Origin of the sequence: Rhodothermus marinus (genome assembly GCF_009936275.1) — a bacterium.
GTDB classification, from domain to species: Bacteria; Bacteroidota; Rhodothermia; order Rhodothermales; family Rhodothermaceae; genus Rhodothermus; species Rhodothermus marinus_A.
The window spans coordinates 2,942,403-2,957,249 of record NZ_AP019797.1; the positions used below are offsets into that span (position 1 = coordinate 2,942,403).

A 14,847-nucleotide genomic window follows, 5' to 3' on the forward strand; every position below is an offset into this window, starting at 1 on the left:
CGAAGTCTCAGCGCGCCATCCAGCCGCCGTCGACCACGAGGATGTGGCCGTTCACGTAGTCGCTGGCGCTCGAGGCCAGAAAGATCACGGCGCCGGCCAGATCGGGTGGCTCGCCCCAGCGTCCGGCCGGAATGCGCGAAAGGATCTCCTGCGAGCGCACGGGGTCTTCGCGCAGCGCCCGCGTGTTGTCGGTGGCAAAGTAGCCCGGTGCGATGGCATTGACCTGGACGTTGTAGCGGGCCCACTCGTTGGCGAGCGCCTTCGTGAGTCCGGCCACGCCGTGTTTGCTGGCCGTGTAGGCGGGCACCAGAATTCCACCGGAAAACGACAGCAGCGAGGCCACGTTGATAATCTTGCCCGCGCGTCGCGCAATCATCTTGCGGCCGAAGTACTGGCACAGGAAAAACACGGCGTCCAGGTTCACACGCAGCACTTCATCCCAGGCTTCCAGCGGATATTCGGCTGCCGGATAGCGCCGGATCGTGCCGGCGTTGTTCACCAGGATGTCGATCTGTCCGGCTTTTTCCTCGGCCTCCCGGGCCATGCGCTCCAGTTCGGTCCGGTCCGAAAAGTCGGCGGCCACCTGCCAGGCCTGCCGTCCCAGCGCCCGGATGACGGCGGCCGTCTCGTCGGTGCCGCTGAGTTGACTGCTGGCACACACCACGTCGGCACCGGCCCGCGCCAGCGCCTCGGCCATGGCGCGTCCGAGTCCCCGACTGGCTCCGGTCACCAGTGCCCTTTTGCCTTCCAGTGAAAACAACTCGAGTCCTTTCATAGCGGCTGTCTGTTTTTCCATTTCCATTTCAAATTCCGATAGTAGCCCGTGCCTGTCCGATCCGAAGAGTCGCGCATGGGTCGCCGTCTCAACGCACATACACCAGCGGTTGTCGCGCCCGGTAGCCGTCGGCTTCCAGCACGAGCAGATACAGCCCGGCCGCCAGTCCGACCAGCGGCTCCCAGCGCACTTCGTGCACCCCGGCGTGCTGCGGCGCCTCAAGCAGCACCGCCACCCGTCGCCCGGTCAGGTCCCAGACGCTCAGCGACACCATGGCCGCCGAGGCCAGCTCGAAACGCACCCGCACGGCCTGCCGGAACGGATTCGGGTAGGGCGCAAGCAATCGGAACGCCACGGGCCGCTGCGAGGCCACCGACGTGGTCAACCCGAATTCGTAGGCGCCCAGGTCCGGCGCCGCCCCCACAAAAGGAAGCCCCACGTCGATCCCGGCGTCGATCAGGCGGCTCCCCTCGGCCAGCCGCAGAAAGTCGAGTCGGGGCAGGCTGCCGTCGGGCTGCCGGGGCCCGCGCACGCCCGTGGTGTCGAGGCTGAGAAAATCGTCCGATGTGGGCAGAATGCCCAGATTCCAGTTGTTGTAGGCGTCGTCGATCTCGGGGTAAATCAGCTCCCGGCCCTCGACCGACAGGTTGTTGCGCAGCACGTGGGCGCTGTTGTGCTCGTCGAAGTAGAAGTTGCGCCCGAGGTTTCGATAGGCCGTGTTGTTGTAGAGCGTGACGCCCGTCTGGTTGCCGTTTACATCGAAGCCGTGCGCCCGGTGGCCCCAGGCCAGATTGCGGATGAGCACATGGGCGCCTTCGCCATGCCCCAGCTTGAACCCGTTCGAGTCGCCCTCGAAGCTCGGATCGTTCCAGCGGTTGTAGCCGTTGTCGAACGACCAGCTATCCTCGACGCGCACGCCCTCGCCGGCCTCCCAGAAGTCGAATCCGTCGTCGCTGTTTTCGAAGGAGCGGCACCCTCGGAACACGTTGCCCGGCCCCAGCCCGAATTTGGCCGCAAAGCCATCGGCATTCTCACCGTGATTGGCCGCGTCGTAATTGCGATAGGAGTCCACGTTCAGAATCAGATTGTGTGCGGCGCCATTGTCGAGCTGCAACCCCGAGTCGCCGTTTTCGCGCACAACGACCTGTTCGATGATGTTGTAGGAGCCGTTGATGCGAATGCCGTTGTCGCCCGCCCGCTGCACCACCAGCCCTTTGATGTGCACGTACCAGCCCCGCAGCCGGATGCCTTCGTCGGGATTTCCCTCGAAGTTGAGCACGGGTGTTTCGCCCGGGTAGGCCCAGATGTAGATGTAGGCCTCCGGGGTGCCTGCATTGTTGATGTTGACCCGGCTGGTCCAGTTGTACTGTCCACCGCGCAGGTAAATCGTATCGCCGGCGGTCACGCGCGCAATGGCATAGTTCAACGTGGCCCACGGCGCCGTCTTGCTGCCATCGCCGGTGGTATCGTTGCCGTCGGGCGCTACAAAATAGGCGCGCTGGCCATAGGCCACCGCAGCCCAGCTCAGGAGCAACACGCCCAGTATGTACTGCTTCATGAATCGATCCGTTTTCCGTTGATGCGAACGTTCTGGAGATAAAGGCCGTCCACGTGCTCGGTCAGGTTCTTCTCGACCCCGTCGAACGTGCAGTCGATCAGGCGCACGTCGCGAATGGGCGAGCGCGCATACCCGCGCAGGTAGAGCGCGTAGGGACTCTGCCGGCTGGTCAGGTTGCGCACTTCGATGTGCCGAACGATCGGATCGAACGGCCCGGCGTCGCCCTCCTCGTAGTAAAAGTTGACGCGGATGACGGCGTCGGCCACCTGTCCCACCTCCACCTCCCGCATGTAGATGTGCTCGATGAGCCCGCCCCGCACCGAGTTCGTCTTGATACGCAGCGCCCGGTCCAGGTTCGGGCTGCTCATCTCGCACCGCTCCGCGTAGATGTGATGCGCCCCGCCGGAAATCTCACTCCCGATGACCACCCCGCCATGCCCGTCCCGCATTTTGCAGTTGCGAATGACGATGTAGGCGCTCGGCACGTTCACCCGCCGCCCGTCGGCGTTGCGGCCCGACTTGATCGCAATGCAGTCGTCGCCCGTGTCGAACAGACAGTCTTCGATGAGCACGTAGCGACAGGACTCGGGATTGCAGCCGTCGTTGTTGGGCCCGTGGCTGCGCACCGTCACGCCCCGCACCGTCACGTTCTCGCACAGCACCGGATGAATCTCCCACATGGGCGAGTTGATAATCGTCACCCCTTCGATGAGCACATTCCGGCACCGGTAGAACTGGATGAAGTTCGGCCGAAGGTACGACCCTTCGCCCATGACGCGCTGCTCGGGCGGCACACCGGCCTCGGCCATCTCGAACAGGCGGCGGCGCGCTTCATCCTGCGTGGGCATGCCTTCCCGCCAGCCGTATTCTTTGCGCCCTTTCCAGGGCCACCAGTGGTTTTCGTCGGCCTGACCGTCGAGCACCCCGCCGCCGGTGACGGCCACGTTTTCCTGCCCGAACGCATAGATGAAGGGCGAATAGTTCATGCCCTCGACGCCCTCCCAGCGCGTGAAGACGACGGGCAGGTAGGCGGCCGGATCCTGCTTGAAGCGCACGGTGGCGCCGTCATCCAGGTGCAGGTTGACGTTCGAGGCCAGGTGGATCGGTCCGGTCAGGAACGTGCCCCGGGGCACCACGACGCGCCCGCCGCCGGCCCGGTGACAGGCCGCGATGGCCTGGCGAAACGCGTCGGTGCAGTCGGTGCGTCCGTCGCCGACGGCACCGTAGCGGGTCAGCACAAAGTCGCGCTCCGGAAAGACGGGCGGCCGGATGTGGGCGAGGATCTCGGGCACCAGAGCCCAGCCTTCGGGGCCGTCCAGCAGCCGCCCCGGCCACAGGAGCAGACCGCCCGTGCCGGCGGCCGCCAGCTCCAGAAAGCGGCGACGCGGGAGACGCGTTTCGATCTTCATGGCGCTACTTTAACGGTTACGTTGCCTGCGTTCAAAAATACAGTGCCAATGGCTTCCGGGGTAGCCCTTCAGTAGGAAGAGGCTGCTTTCACAAAAAAGGCGGCTTCTGTCAGCGACTGCCAGGGTCGGCCGGGACCGGCCCAGCGCACCTGCACCGGCGACAGGTCCCATTCGCGCAACAGCAGCAGGCGCACGTGATGCCAGCCGGCCGCCAGCACCGCCGTGAACGGACCGGCCTCCGGCGCGCGGCCGTGGGCCACCACCTGGCCATCGATCCAGAGCCGACTGCGCGGGTCGGCCTCGAGGAAGAACCGATAGCGGCCGGTCTCGGGCACCTGCAGGTAGCCCTCGAACCAGAGCGCCGTCCCCGGCTCGTCGCCCCACAGCGTCAGATCCAGGCGGCCGATCGTGTCGGTCGCCACCGGCGGGAGCGTCTCGATGGGCGGCGATTCGTCCCAGTCGGCCGCGCGGTACCGTCGCACCAGCAACCCCGGCCGCAACGGTCCGTTCGGGTGCTGCGCGGCCAGCACCTCGGGCGCTTCGTAGAAGGCGAACGCACTGGTGGTCAGCGTCGCGTCGTCCGCCGCCACCACCCGCACCCGCACATGTGCCGGCCGGCGTACCGTGAACGGTCCACTGTAGCGCGGATCAGCCGCCGTGGGCTCGCGGCCGTCCACGGTGTAGTGGATCGGTCCGTGCGCTCCGTGCAACGTGATCGTCAGGGTGGTGTCCGGTGGAGCAGCCAGAGGATCCGGCCGAATCACGGGCGGCGCTACCCAGCGTTCCGGACGTGCGGGATCGGTGTCGTTCAGGTACTCCTCGATGTTCGTATAGCCGTCGCCGTCAAGGTCGCCCGCCGCATCAGAGGAATCGTCAGGGTTCAGCCCGTACTGTACTTCCCAGACGTCCGGCATGCCGTCGAGGTCGGCATCCGGCGGAGGCGGGGCCGTTACGAGCGGCGGCCAGCCGCCCACCTCTTCCTGGGAGTCGATCAGATGCCCCTCGCCCCGGCGGATCAGCTCCACAATGCGGCGATCGACGGCGTCGCGGCGGGGTCGCGTGGCCCCCGCTTCGGCCAGCAGCAGGGCCGGGACCGCTTCGGCCGGCACGGTCTGCACGGACGGCGCCGGGAAGGGCAACGGCACACGGGCACGCGCCTCGATGGCCTCGGCCGTCCAGCCGTCGGGGGGACGAATCAGTCCCCAGTCGGGACGGAGCAGGCGATCGTCCAGCCGGAGCACATTGTCTTTCAGAAAAATCCGGGTATTCGTACCCTCCAGCAGAAAAGCCCACCGGGCGTGGCGACTGTAGGCCAGCGGGTAGATGTAGTTACCCACATAGTTCATGCGCGTCAGGTCGTTTCGGCTGTAGCCGGCCCGGTCGCCAAAGCCGTAGATCAGGTTGTTGCGAAAGTCCAGCAGCACATCCTTGGGGCGCGGGTTGCGGCTTTCGTGGAACGCGTAGATCGTGTGGTGGACGCTGATGCGGCCGCCCGAGGAAAACAGCGAGCCGTAGCCGTGGGCGCCCTTGTGGTGCACGGAACGGTTCAGACTCTCGGCGATCAGACACCACTGGATGGTCACCTCCGAGGCACGGCCGCTCACGCTCAGCACCTCGTCGGTGGCCCAGCTCACGGAGCAGTGGTCGATCACCACGTAGCTGGCCCGTACGTTGATGGCGTCCTGTTCGATGCGGGCCACGTCGCCGGGCCGCACGCGCAGGTAGCGAATGACCACGTGCGGCGCGTCGATTTCCAGGCCGTAGCGTCGGATGGTGACGCCCTCGCCCGGGGCCGTCTGGCCCGCAATGGTCAGGTAGGGGTGGCTGACGACGAGCGGACGCTTCAGGTCGATGTAGCCCGCGACGCGGAACACCACGATACGCGGCCCCTCGGCCTCGACGGCCGCCCGAAGGCTGCCCGGAATCGGCGGCTCGTCGGCGCCGTAGTCGGCCAGCGTCGTGACCAGATAGACCCGCCCGCCGCGTCCGCCGGGCGTAAACATGCCGAATCCTTCCGCGCCGGGAAAGGCCGGAACGGCGGCCGGCACCTGCGCCCGTGCATTCGGTCCGGCCACCAGAAGCAGCAGCCCGAGTCCCCACGCAATGGCCCCCTTCATGGGCATTTCCGAAAAGGTAAAAAAGGGGCGTCGGGCCGGACCCGACGCCCCGTAACTTTTTACTTCATCAGCACCAGCGTACGCACGGCCTGGAACGCCCCGGCGTCGATCCGGCAATAGTAGAGGCCGCTGGCCAGACCCCGCGGACGCCACTGCACGGTGTACGTGCCGGGCTGGTGATCCCGGTTGACCAGTTCGGCCACCTCCCGGCCCATCAGGTCGTACACCTTGATCACCACGCGACGCGGTGCAGCCACATCGTAGCGGATGGTGGTCACCTGCCTGAACGGATTCGGGTAGCCATCATACAGGGCAAATCGCGTGGGCACGTCCGGAGACGGTTCGTTGGCCACCGGGTGCAGCAGGCTACCTCCCTCGTAGGAAATCGAGCCGTTCGGACCCAGCGTGAACGGAATCGTGTTGTCGAACACCCCCGCCTTCAACCGAAGCACCCCGTCAATCCGGGTCGGCTGTGAAAGCCTGACGCCCGCCTCGTTGTCGATCACCAGATCGTTGACCACCGTGGGCATCAACGTGCTGGTCTCCTGCGGCTCGCTGCCGTTGAAAACAAAGTTGGCGGTGGTGTCCAGTGCCACCGTCCCCAGCGTCTGGATGGAGCCGGCAACGCCACCGGGATGGGCCGTGGCCAGCGTCGCGCCGCCGTTGAGAATGAAGATCCCTTCGCCGCCCAGTTCGCTGGTGCCCATGTCCAGCGTCGTACCCTCGGCCACCTCGATCGGCAACGCCCGAATGTCGTTGCCCTCGCCCAGCACCAGACGCTGCACCCCCGCCTTCGCAAACACAAACTTCGCATTGCCAGGCGTCGGGTTCGAATTCTGCGTCGTCGCATTCGACATCTCAAAATCCCCCTCATGCAAAATCCACGTCGTCGTGCCTGTACCACTACCCTGCGAACCCCGCGAAATCGAAAAATTCCCTCCCGTCACCCGAACACTCCCGTAATGGTGCACCACAAACGTCGTGTAGGCATTGCCCGTCCCGTGCGTGGCAAACTGCCCATCCTCCACAATCACATCCCCCATAATGGTCACCACCGACGTGTCCTGCGCCGAGGCCGACGTCAGATACCACCGCGCCGACCCCGTGCTGACCACCCGAATGTCCCCGCCAATCGTCACCCCGTCAAAACTCATGTGCAGGTTTTTCGTCTGATTCGGCGTGTTGAACACCACATGGTAATAGCTCTGATTTCGGTTGGCCGGCGCCTCGTCCACAATCCCCGTCAACAGCACCGTCGAACCCTCCTCCCAGTTGCCCGTCGGAATCGACCCACCGTTGCGCGCATGCTCGTAAACGGCACCGTTCCCGAACGTCAGCGCCGTGTCAGCCTCCAGCTCGCCCCGGTTCACCACTGTTCCCAGCACCTGTCCGCCGGCCACGTGCAGCACGCCCGTGGTGTCGACCACCAGCACCGCGGCCGCCTCCACCTCCAGCATCGACACCCGATGCGTGTCGGCCACCGCCACCCCCTCGGCGTTCGCAATCCCCAGCGTCGCCAGCGTGTCCGGCAACAGGCTGCCTACCACCTGCGCTGCCGCTCCGTTGAACACGTAGCTCGCCTGCTTGCTCAGACGCACCTCCCCGGTCGTCTGCAGATTGCCGTCCAGACCGTCCGGGTGCCCGCTCACCAGCGTCGCCCCGTCGTTCAGGTAGAAGATGTCGTCGCCGCCCAGTTCGCTGGTGCCCATGTCCAGCGTCGTACCCTCGGCCACCTCGATCGGCAACGCCCGAATGTCGTTACCCTCGCCGAGTGTCAACCGCTGCGTACCCTGTTTGGCAAACACGAACTTCGCATTGCCAGGCGTCGGGTTCGAATTCTGCGTCGTCGCATTCGACATCTCAAAATCCCCCTCATATAGAATCCACGTCGTCGTGCCCGTACCACCGCCCTGCGAACCCCGGGAGATCGAGAAGTTGCCCCCCGTCACCCGGACGTTGCCGTAATGCTCCACGACCACGTTGGTCGCGCTGCCCGTCCCCTGCGTCGCAAATTGCCCATCTTCTACGATCACATCCCCCATGATCCGCACCGTATCGGACACGCCGCCCACCAGCTGCCAGCGGGCACTTCCCGTATTGATGACGCGAATGTCGCCGCGAACCGTCCGTCCATGCAGCCCGAGGTCCCGGTTGGACGACAGGTTGGGCGTGTTGAGCACGATGTGATAGTAGTCCTGTCCGCGATTGCTCGGAGCATTGCTCACGATGCCGGTGAACATCACGGTCGAGCCGTCTTCCCAGGTAGCCTGCGGGACGCTGCCCCCATCTCGCGCATGCTCGTAAACACCCCCATCGGCGAAAGTCAGTGAGCCGTCGCCGATGGTCACTTCGCCGTCTCCTTCCACTTTAAGGTATCCTGAGATCGTTACCGGCACGTCGACCGTGACGGTATGCGTCACCGTGATATGCTCGGTGCCCGTCGGTGCGCCGGTGGCCGCTCCCCAGGTGTTTCCGTCGAACACCTCCCAGGTAGCCGCTGCGCTCCAGTTGCCGTCTGCGGCCGAGCGATAGTCGCCGGCCTGCTGCGCAAGAGCCAGGATCGGCCAGCAGAGGCCCAGCAGGACGGCGCCGATCTTTATGGTCATCGCTTTCATGGCGTCCTCCATGGTTTATTTGATCAGCATCAGCTGCCGGGTGATCACGTGCTCGGCGGACTGCAGCCGGTACCAGTAGAGGCCCGGACTCAATCGGCCGGCATCGAGCGTCACCTCGTGGAAGCCCGCCGCCTGATGCCCTTCCAACACGGTCATGACCTCCCGGCCCAGTAGATCGTAGAGCTTGATCGAAACGTAGCCACTGGAGGGGAGGCCGAACCGAATCGTGGTGGTTCGATGGAACGGATTCGGATAGTTCTGCTCGAGCACGAACCGCTGCGGCACGTCATCGATCGGCTCGTTGGCCACCGGCTGCAGCAGGCTACCTCCCTCGTAGGAAATCGACCCGTTGGGACCCAGCGTGAACGGAATCGTGTTGTCGAACACCCCCGCCTTCAACCGGAGCACGCCGTTGATCGTGGTCTCCTGCGAGAGTGTCACGCCGGCCGGGTTGTCGATGATCAGGTCGCGCACGACGGTCGGCATGCGGGTGCTGGTCTCCTGGTGCTCCGTGCCGTTGAAGGCATAGCTGGACTCGTCTTCAAGCGTTACTTGACCGGTCACGTTTTCAAAAATAGCCGCCACGCCACCGGGAAGCGCCGTACCCAGCGTGGCGCCGGCATGCAGGTAGAAAATTCCCTCGCCGGCCAGTCGGCTCTGGCCCATTTCCAGGGTGGTACCCTCGGCCACCTCGATCGGCAACGCCCGAATGTCGTTACCCTCGCCGAGCGTCAATCGCTGCGTGCCCTGCCTGGCAAAGACGAACTTCGCGCCGCCGGGCGTGGCCGTGGAACTCTGCGTGGTGGCGTTCTCCATCGAAAAGTCCCCTTCGTAGAGGTACCAGGTGGTCGTACCGCCCGGCTGCGAACCACGGCTGATGGAGAAGTTGCCGCCCGTTACGACGATGTTGCCGTAATGGTGCACGATGAAGGTCGTATAGGCGTTGCTGGTGCCATGGACGGCGAAATTGCCTTTTTCTACGTAGACATCCCCCATGATGGTGATCTCCGAGGTGTCGTTGACGGCGGCCGTGGTCAGATACCAGCGGGCCGAGCCGGTGTCGAGCACCCGGATATCTCCGCCGATCGTCACCTCGTCGAGGTTCATGTTGAGATTCGACAGCAGATTGGGCGTTTCGAAAATGATGTTGTAATAGGACTGGTTGCGGTCGGCCGGGGCCTGTGCTTCCACGCCGGTCAGATGCAGCGTGGACCCTTCGGCCCAGGTGGCCAGCGGGATTTTGCCGGCGTCGCGGTCATGCTGATAGACGCCGCCGTCGCCGATGGTCAGCATGCCTTCTTCGGCATGGACCACGCCCTGGTTGATCAGGCGCCCGGTGATCGTGACGGCCACGTCCACGTACACCGAGTCGGTACTCTGCACCGTGATCGTCTCAGCTCCGGTCGGGGCACTGGTTGCCGGCGCCCAGGTGGCCCCGGTGTATCGTTCCCAGACGGAAGCCTGGCTCCAGTTTCCACTGGCGCGCGTCCGGTAGTCTCCGGCCGACTGCGCCTTCAGCGGCAGCGCCGGCAGGAGCCCCATGCCCAGCATCAACAGCGTTGTAACAAGGCGTCGCATAGTTCACCTCCTCCCCTTGGTTCAGGGTGTTTGCTTTCCGAGTCGCACGGTCAGGCTGGCCGCCAGTGCATGGCGCACCGTGCTGTTCCGGCTCAATGCACTGGCCCAGGCATCCTGGTATTTCAGGTGGGCGTATTCGTAGGCCAGATCGAAACGGAAGCGCGCCTGTACGATCCCGAGGCCGGCGCTGTAGACCTCGCAGGAGACCGCGTCGTCCGTAATAGGTGCGCCCTCGGGCACGAACACTTCGGACTCGCCCCGCAATCCGCCCCGCAGACGTAGCCAGGAGGTTGGCGCCACTTCGACGCCTACCCGAAGCAGATTGGCCGAAGTCCAGGGACGCGACGTGTTCCCCTGTGCATCGGTATAGCGGGCCGAACCGTACGGCCGCAGCTCGTAGGCGATGCCCAGCCGCAGATCCGACCGGGGTTGCAGGACCATTCCGATCCAGCCGCGCCACGGCAACCGCATCCGATCTTCTCCGCGCAACGTCTGCACCTCCTGCCGGTCGCCCGTGTCGGTCGTGACCTCCTGCGAAAACGTCCGGGTGAACGTCACCGGCGGTTTCAGCACCACCGCCACCTGCACGGAGCGGCCGTAGAGCAGGCCGCTGAGCGTGAACTCCTGGCCTTTGAAATCCGAGGTGCCGCGACGCGTGACGTGCCGGTAAACCGAATCGACCCGGAAGGCATTCGAATAAAAAGTCAGCCTCCCGCGCGCGATCTCCTGCTCCCAGTCGTCCGTGCTGCCGCGCACCACCAGACCACTCACCCCGAAGGCCACCCCGCGTTTCGGAAAGTCGAGCGCCAGCGCCCCGCCGATCCCGCGAAGCGCCCCGCTGCGTGCCCGCGCAAACTGATACCAGTCGACCTGCAGCGGGTTGTCGTCGGTCGGACGGGGCGTGGGCAACGGCCGCTGCGACAGCACGGGCGGATTCAGCACATTGTTATTCTGGTAGTAGTGGTCCAGATTGGCGTACTCGACGACCCCCAGTCCGGCCACCAGGCGGACGCGCTCAAGCGTCAGCGGAACCGCGATCATCCCCTGCAACGGCCGGCGATAGCGGCGCGTGCGCTCCCAGTTGGGGCCAATGTCGTCGAACGGCCGCTGCACGGTGTCCCGGGGCGAAAAGCCCACCAGCGACGTATCGGGATCCGGGATCTTGTAGGTCAATCCCTCCAGGAGCAGGCTCAGATTGGGGTAGTAGCGCACCGGTGCGTATTCCTGCACCTGACGAAGCCGACGGCGCTCCTGATGGGCGCCGAGCGAAAGTTGCAGACCGTCGAGCGTGTAGAGCGCGGCCGGGTTCTGGAACATAACGCCGACTTCATCTCCGAGCCCGAGCGCCACGCCGCCAAAAGCCCGCACCGACGCAGCCTGCAGGCTGAGCTGGTGCAATCCCTGCATTTCCAGCGGTCCCCCGTACCCCTGCGCTCTGCCCTGCAGCGTCAGAGCAAGCCCGCCTGCCATCCAGCAGACCGTCGCGATAATGCGCCAACGTAACATCGCAGACTTCATGGTACGACCACCCTCAGGCTTATCCGTTGCACACTCTCCAGGTAAGCCCCCATCGACCCGTAACTGTAATCCATGGCGATATGGACACCGCCGATGCTGTAATTCAGGCCTGCTCCCAGCGTCAGACCGTCCGAGTCGTAATTGAATTTGTAGCCACCCCGCAACGCCAGAATGTTCATGAATTCATATTCAAACCCCATATGGAATTGCTGTGCATAATCGTTGGGATGAAAGATGTCGAAGGCGGCGCGGAGGCGATGGGTTTCCTGCCCTCCCTGCAGCAGACCGACCGGCCCCCACAGATGGGCGGCGATGCCCACCCGGAACAGCAGCGGGACCGGATAGGACTCGACGGCGTAGCGCACATCCGGCCCGAAATTCTGCACGGCCGAAGCGATCTGCACCGTTCGGAAACCCGTGTTGTAGCGCAGGCCAAAGTCAAACAGAATCCCGGAAGCCCATGTCTTTACGTTGTCATAGACGCCCTGTCGAATCATTACATTTTCGACAGTCTTCTCGCTGAAGAGCGATTCGTAGGCATATTTCGCACTCAATCCCAGCGAAAAGCGATCGGTCAGGTAGCGCCCGTACGAAATGCCCACCAGATAGCCGTATGGCCTGAAGGTGCGCCCCGTCATGCCCGGCCGCTCGGGGTCGATGATGTAGGGCAATTCGTTGGTGGTCTCTTCAAAGACACCGAAATCCACGTACTGAATCTGAAGGCCCAGGGCGCCGAAATTCCCCAGCGAAAGGGCATAAGCAAACGCCCCCTGGCGTGCATCGAACAGCCAGTCCACATAGGTCAGCGAAAACTCATGCCGCCCGACGTCGGCCAGGCCGCCCGGATTCCAGAACACGGCCTCGGCGCCGGAGGCCCAGACGCTGTAGGCCTCGCCGACGGCAGTACCCCGGGCCGAAGGCATCACCTTCAGAAATTGCATGGAGGTGCTGCCCACCTTCTGCGCCCGTACGTTGTCGGCCCCGAGCATCGACAGGCCCGCAAAGCACAGGGCCATGAGCGCTATGTGAATCCGCATGCGCATCGTCGTCAGTGAATCACGACAAACTTGCCGGTAGCCCGTTCGCCCGTTTCGTGATCTTCCACCACGAAGAAGTACACCCCGGAGGCAATGATCTGGTTATTGATCGACAGCTGATACCACGGCTCGCCGAAGGCATCCTCGTTATGCTCGATGATGCGGACGAGCTGGCCGGTGTAGGAGTAGATCCGAATGGTGCACCGTCGCGTCAGCCCCACGAACTGAATGCGGTCCAGGATGTCGCCATGCGGATCGCTTCCCGTAAGGCCACTGGTAACGATGAGCGGATTGGGGATGACGTACACTTTGCCCAGCCGCTGGGCCGCCGGTGCCTGGGTTTCATGGATCGTCAGGTTGGTCATGCCGCTTCGGCCGCCGGCTTCGTCCACCGAGACCACGGCGTATGCCACGGTTTCGCCCGGCCGGCTGTCCGGGTCGAGGATGGCGTACTCACCGGTCTCCGGGTTGAAGTAGCGCGGATCTTCGGGCTCGACCTCGTCGATCACCTTCCAGGGCCCCAGCGGATGCGGTGCCCGCAGCACTTCGTAGTGGCTGAAGGGGGCGCGGAGTCTGGGCGAAGTGAAGCGCTCCACCTGATTCCCCCAGATGATCCGGTTGGCGCCGGACTGGGTGTTTTCCACCCGGATGGCCGGGGCCGGGAATGGAATCGGGATCGTGTTGTACCGTCCCCGCGGGGGCGCCGTGGCCGGATCGTACTGCAGCGTATCGTACTTGGCCAGCGGCCTGCCCGTGTAGAGTTCGATGGCGCGATCGGCCACATCCCGGATGGAAATCACCGGAGGCGTCACGTACCAGGGAAGCGGGTGCTCCGACAGATAGGTGCTGCCGATAAATCCTTTGCTGCCCAGATGCGGATACGCCAGTTGTTCGTACCAGCTGGGCACGGGGCTGAAGTATTCCCCGGCATCGACGCCGGCACGTACCCGTCCGCCCAGGTCTTTATAGATTTTGTCCCCCTTCTGTCCCGGACCGTAGCCGACGACTTCGGCCACCGCGAAGCGGATCGTTTCGCCCGGCGGCAGGATGTACGGGAAGAAACCGAGCGCATGCACGGCAGGCTGCCACCAGGACAGGTTGGTAGAGCCCTTTGTGCGTCCTTTCCAGTAAGGCCAGAGATCCGGCTCGAACTGCGTTACGAACCGCGTGGAATCGGTAGGCCCCTGCCAGATGGCCGTTTTGCGCCGCAGCATCGGGTCCATCCAGGTGCCGATCTTGGTCTCGTAAAGGTTGCCGTTTTCGTAGCGGAGCAGGAAGGGCTGCTTGGCCTTGCCGTTTTCGTCCCACATGCCCGCGCTGTCGGACGGCACCAGGAAAACCTGCTGCGTCTGATCCCGCGTGGCCAGATGCTCGTAGTCGTAGTGGAGCACCAACAGGCCGACGGCCTGTGGGGCATTGAGCCCGCCACGATCGCCGGGCTGGGACCACTGTTCAAAGTAGAAGGGCTCCGGAAAACCGTCGCGCGTGTGGACATAGCTCAGCCAGCGCTTCAGATCAAAGCGGGCGAACACATCCCCCGTCCCCGCCGGGGGCTGCCCGCGCAGCGAAGCCTCCGACCAGACGCCATAGTTCCGCTGCCAGCCGAACATCGACGGCCCGAAGGTCTCGGCAAACGTGATGAAAACATCTTTCAGTGTATCTGAAGTAACATTTTGAAATTCATACTCATAGATAATGAAGCTGTCATAGCCCGGATAGCTCCAGGCGCGGCTGGTCCGCGTGACCCGGATGCCCACGGGCGTATCCCATCGTGAAATGATGATCTCTTCGGCCTCGTCGGGATTGTAGTCGGGGTTCAGTTCGCCCGAAGCCAGCACAGGATAGTTCTCGATGCGTCGGATTTCCAGCGGAAAGCTGTAAACCCCGACGACCGGCACCGGCTCGCCGCTGGTGTTCGAGACCGCCCCGCAGAAAGCATACTGGCGCCCGGAAGGCGTCGTGGCCGCCAGCCAGATGCCGCTGCCAAAGGAGTTGTGGTGGCCGGGATAATTGCGCCGCTCCAGAATGAGGCGGGAATTCGGGGGCCATTCCAGCGAAGGACGTCCCTCCGGTACCGTCCCGCCCGCACTGTACGGCCGGCCCAGCTCACCCGTGTTGAAAACCGTCTGATGCAATAGACCGCGGCGGTGCACCTGCCACTGCCGCTCCTGCGCGGCTACCTGAGCCACCGCCAGATAGCACAGGAGCACGCCACAGGCTATGTATTTCATCGATCGCAT

9 protein-coding genes are annotated in these 14,847 nt (G+C 64.2%); all 9 read right to left on the reverse strand.

Annotation, left to right across the window (positions count from 1 at the left end):
- Nucleotides 1-7: 7 nt before the first annotated feature.
- Nucleotides 8-775: a 2-dehydro-3-deoxy-D-gluconate 5-dehydrogenase KduD gene (gene kduD / locus GYH26_RS12860; protein WP_054683443.1), complete on the reverse strand. Its 768-nt coding sequence runs from the start codon at nucleotides 773-775 to the stop codon at nucleotides 8-10.
- Between the two features lie 88 nt (nucleotides 776-863).
- The gene (locus GYH26_RS12865; protein ID WP_161541994.1) at nucleotides 864-2,333 is read right to left on the reverse strand and encodes a right-handed parallel beta-helix repeat-containing protein; all 1,470 of its coding nucleotides are present in this window, start codon (nucleotides 2,331-2,333) and stop codon (nucleotides 864-866) included.
- Complete coding sequence (locus tag GYH26_RS12870) at nucleotides 2,330-3,742, reverse strand: glycoside hydrolase family 28 protein (RefSeq protein ID WP_161541995.1); 1,413 nt, start codon at nucleotides 3,740-3,742, stop codon at nucleotides 2,330-2,332. The genes GYH26_RS12865 and GYH26_RS12870 overlap by 4 nt, the downstream gene beginning before the upstream one ends.
- Nucleotides 3,743-3,810: 68 nt before the next feature.
- Nucleotides 3,811-5,859: a chitobiase/beta-hexosaminidase C-terminal domain-containing protein gene (locus tag GYH26_RS12875; protein WP_161541996.1), complete on the reverse strand. Its 2,049-nt coding sequence runs from the start codon at nucleotides 5,857-5,859 to the stop codon at nucleotides 3,811-3,813.
- A gap of 59 nt (nucleotides 5,860-5,918) precedes the next feature.
- A complete protein-coding gene (locus GYH26_RS15375) occupies nucleotides 5,919-8,474 on the reverse strand; it encodes a T9SS type A sorting domain-containing protein (RefSeq protein WP_161541997.1) in 2,556 nt (851 codons plus the stop codon).
- Nucleotides 8,475-8,489: 15 nt separating this feature from the next.
- Nucleotides 8,490-10,052, reverse strand: coding sequence for a T9SS type A sorting domain-containing protein (locus GYH26_RS12885; RefSeq protein WP_161541998.1), 1,563 nt, complete (start codon nucleotides 10,050-10,052; stop codon nucleotides 8,490-8,492).
- Between the two features lie 21 nt (nucleotides 10,053-10,073).
- On the reverse strand, nucleotides 10,074-11,558 hold the full coding sequence (locus GYH26_RS12890) for a hypothetical protein (RefSeq protein WP_242006428.1): 1,485 nt from the start codon (nucleotides 11,556-11,558) through the stop codon (nucleotides 10,074-10,076).
- Between the two features lie 8 nt (nucleotides 11,559-11,566).
- Entirely contained in the window at nucleotides 11,567-12,607 is a 1,041-nt protein-coding gene (locus tag GYH26_RS12895) for a PorV/PorQ family protein (protein WP_242006430.1), read from the reverse strand.
- An 11-nt stretch (nucleotides 12,608-12,618) separates the two neighbouring features.
- Complete coding sequence (locus GYH26_RS12900) at nucleotides 12,619-14,847, reverse strand: T9SS type A sorting domain-containing protein (RefSeq protein WP_161542000.1); 2,229 nt, start codon at nucleotides 14,845-14,847, stop codon at nucleotides 12,619-12,621.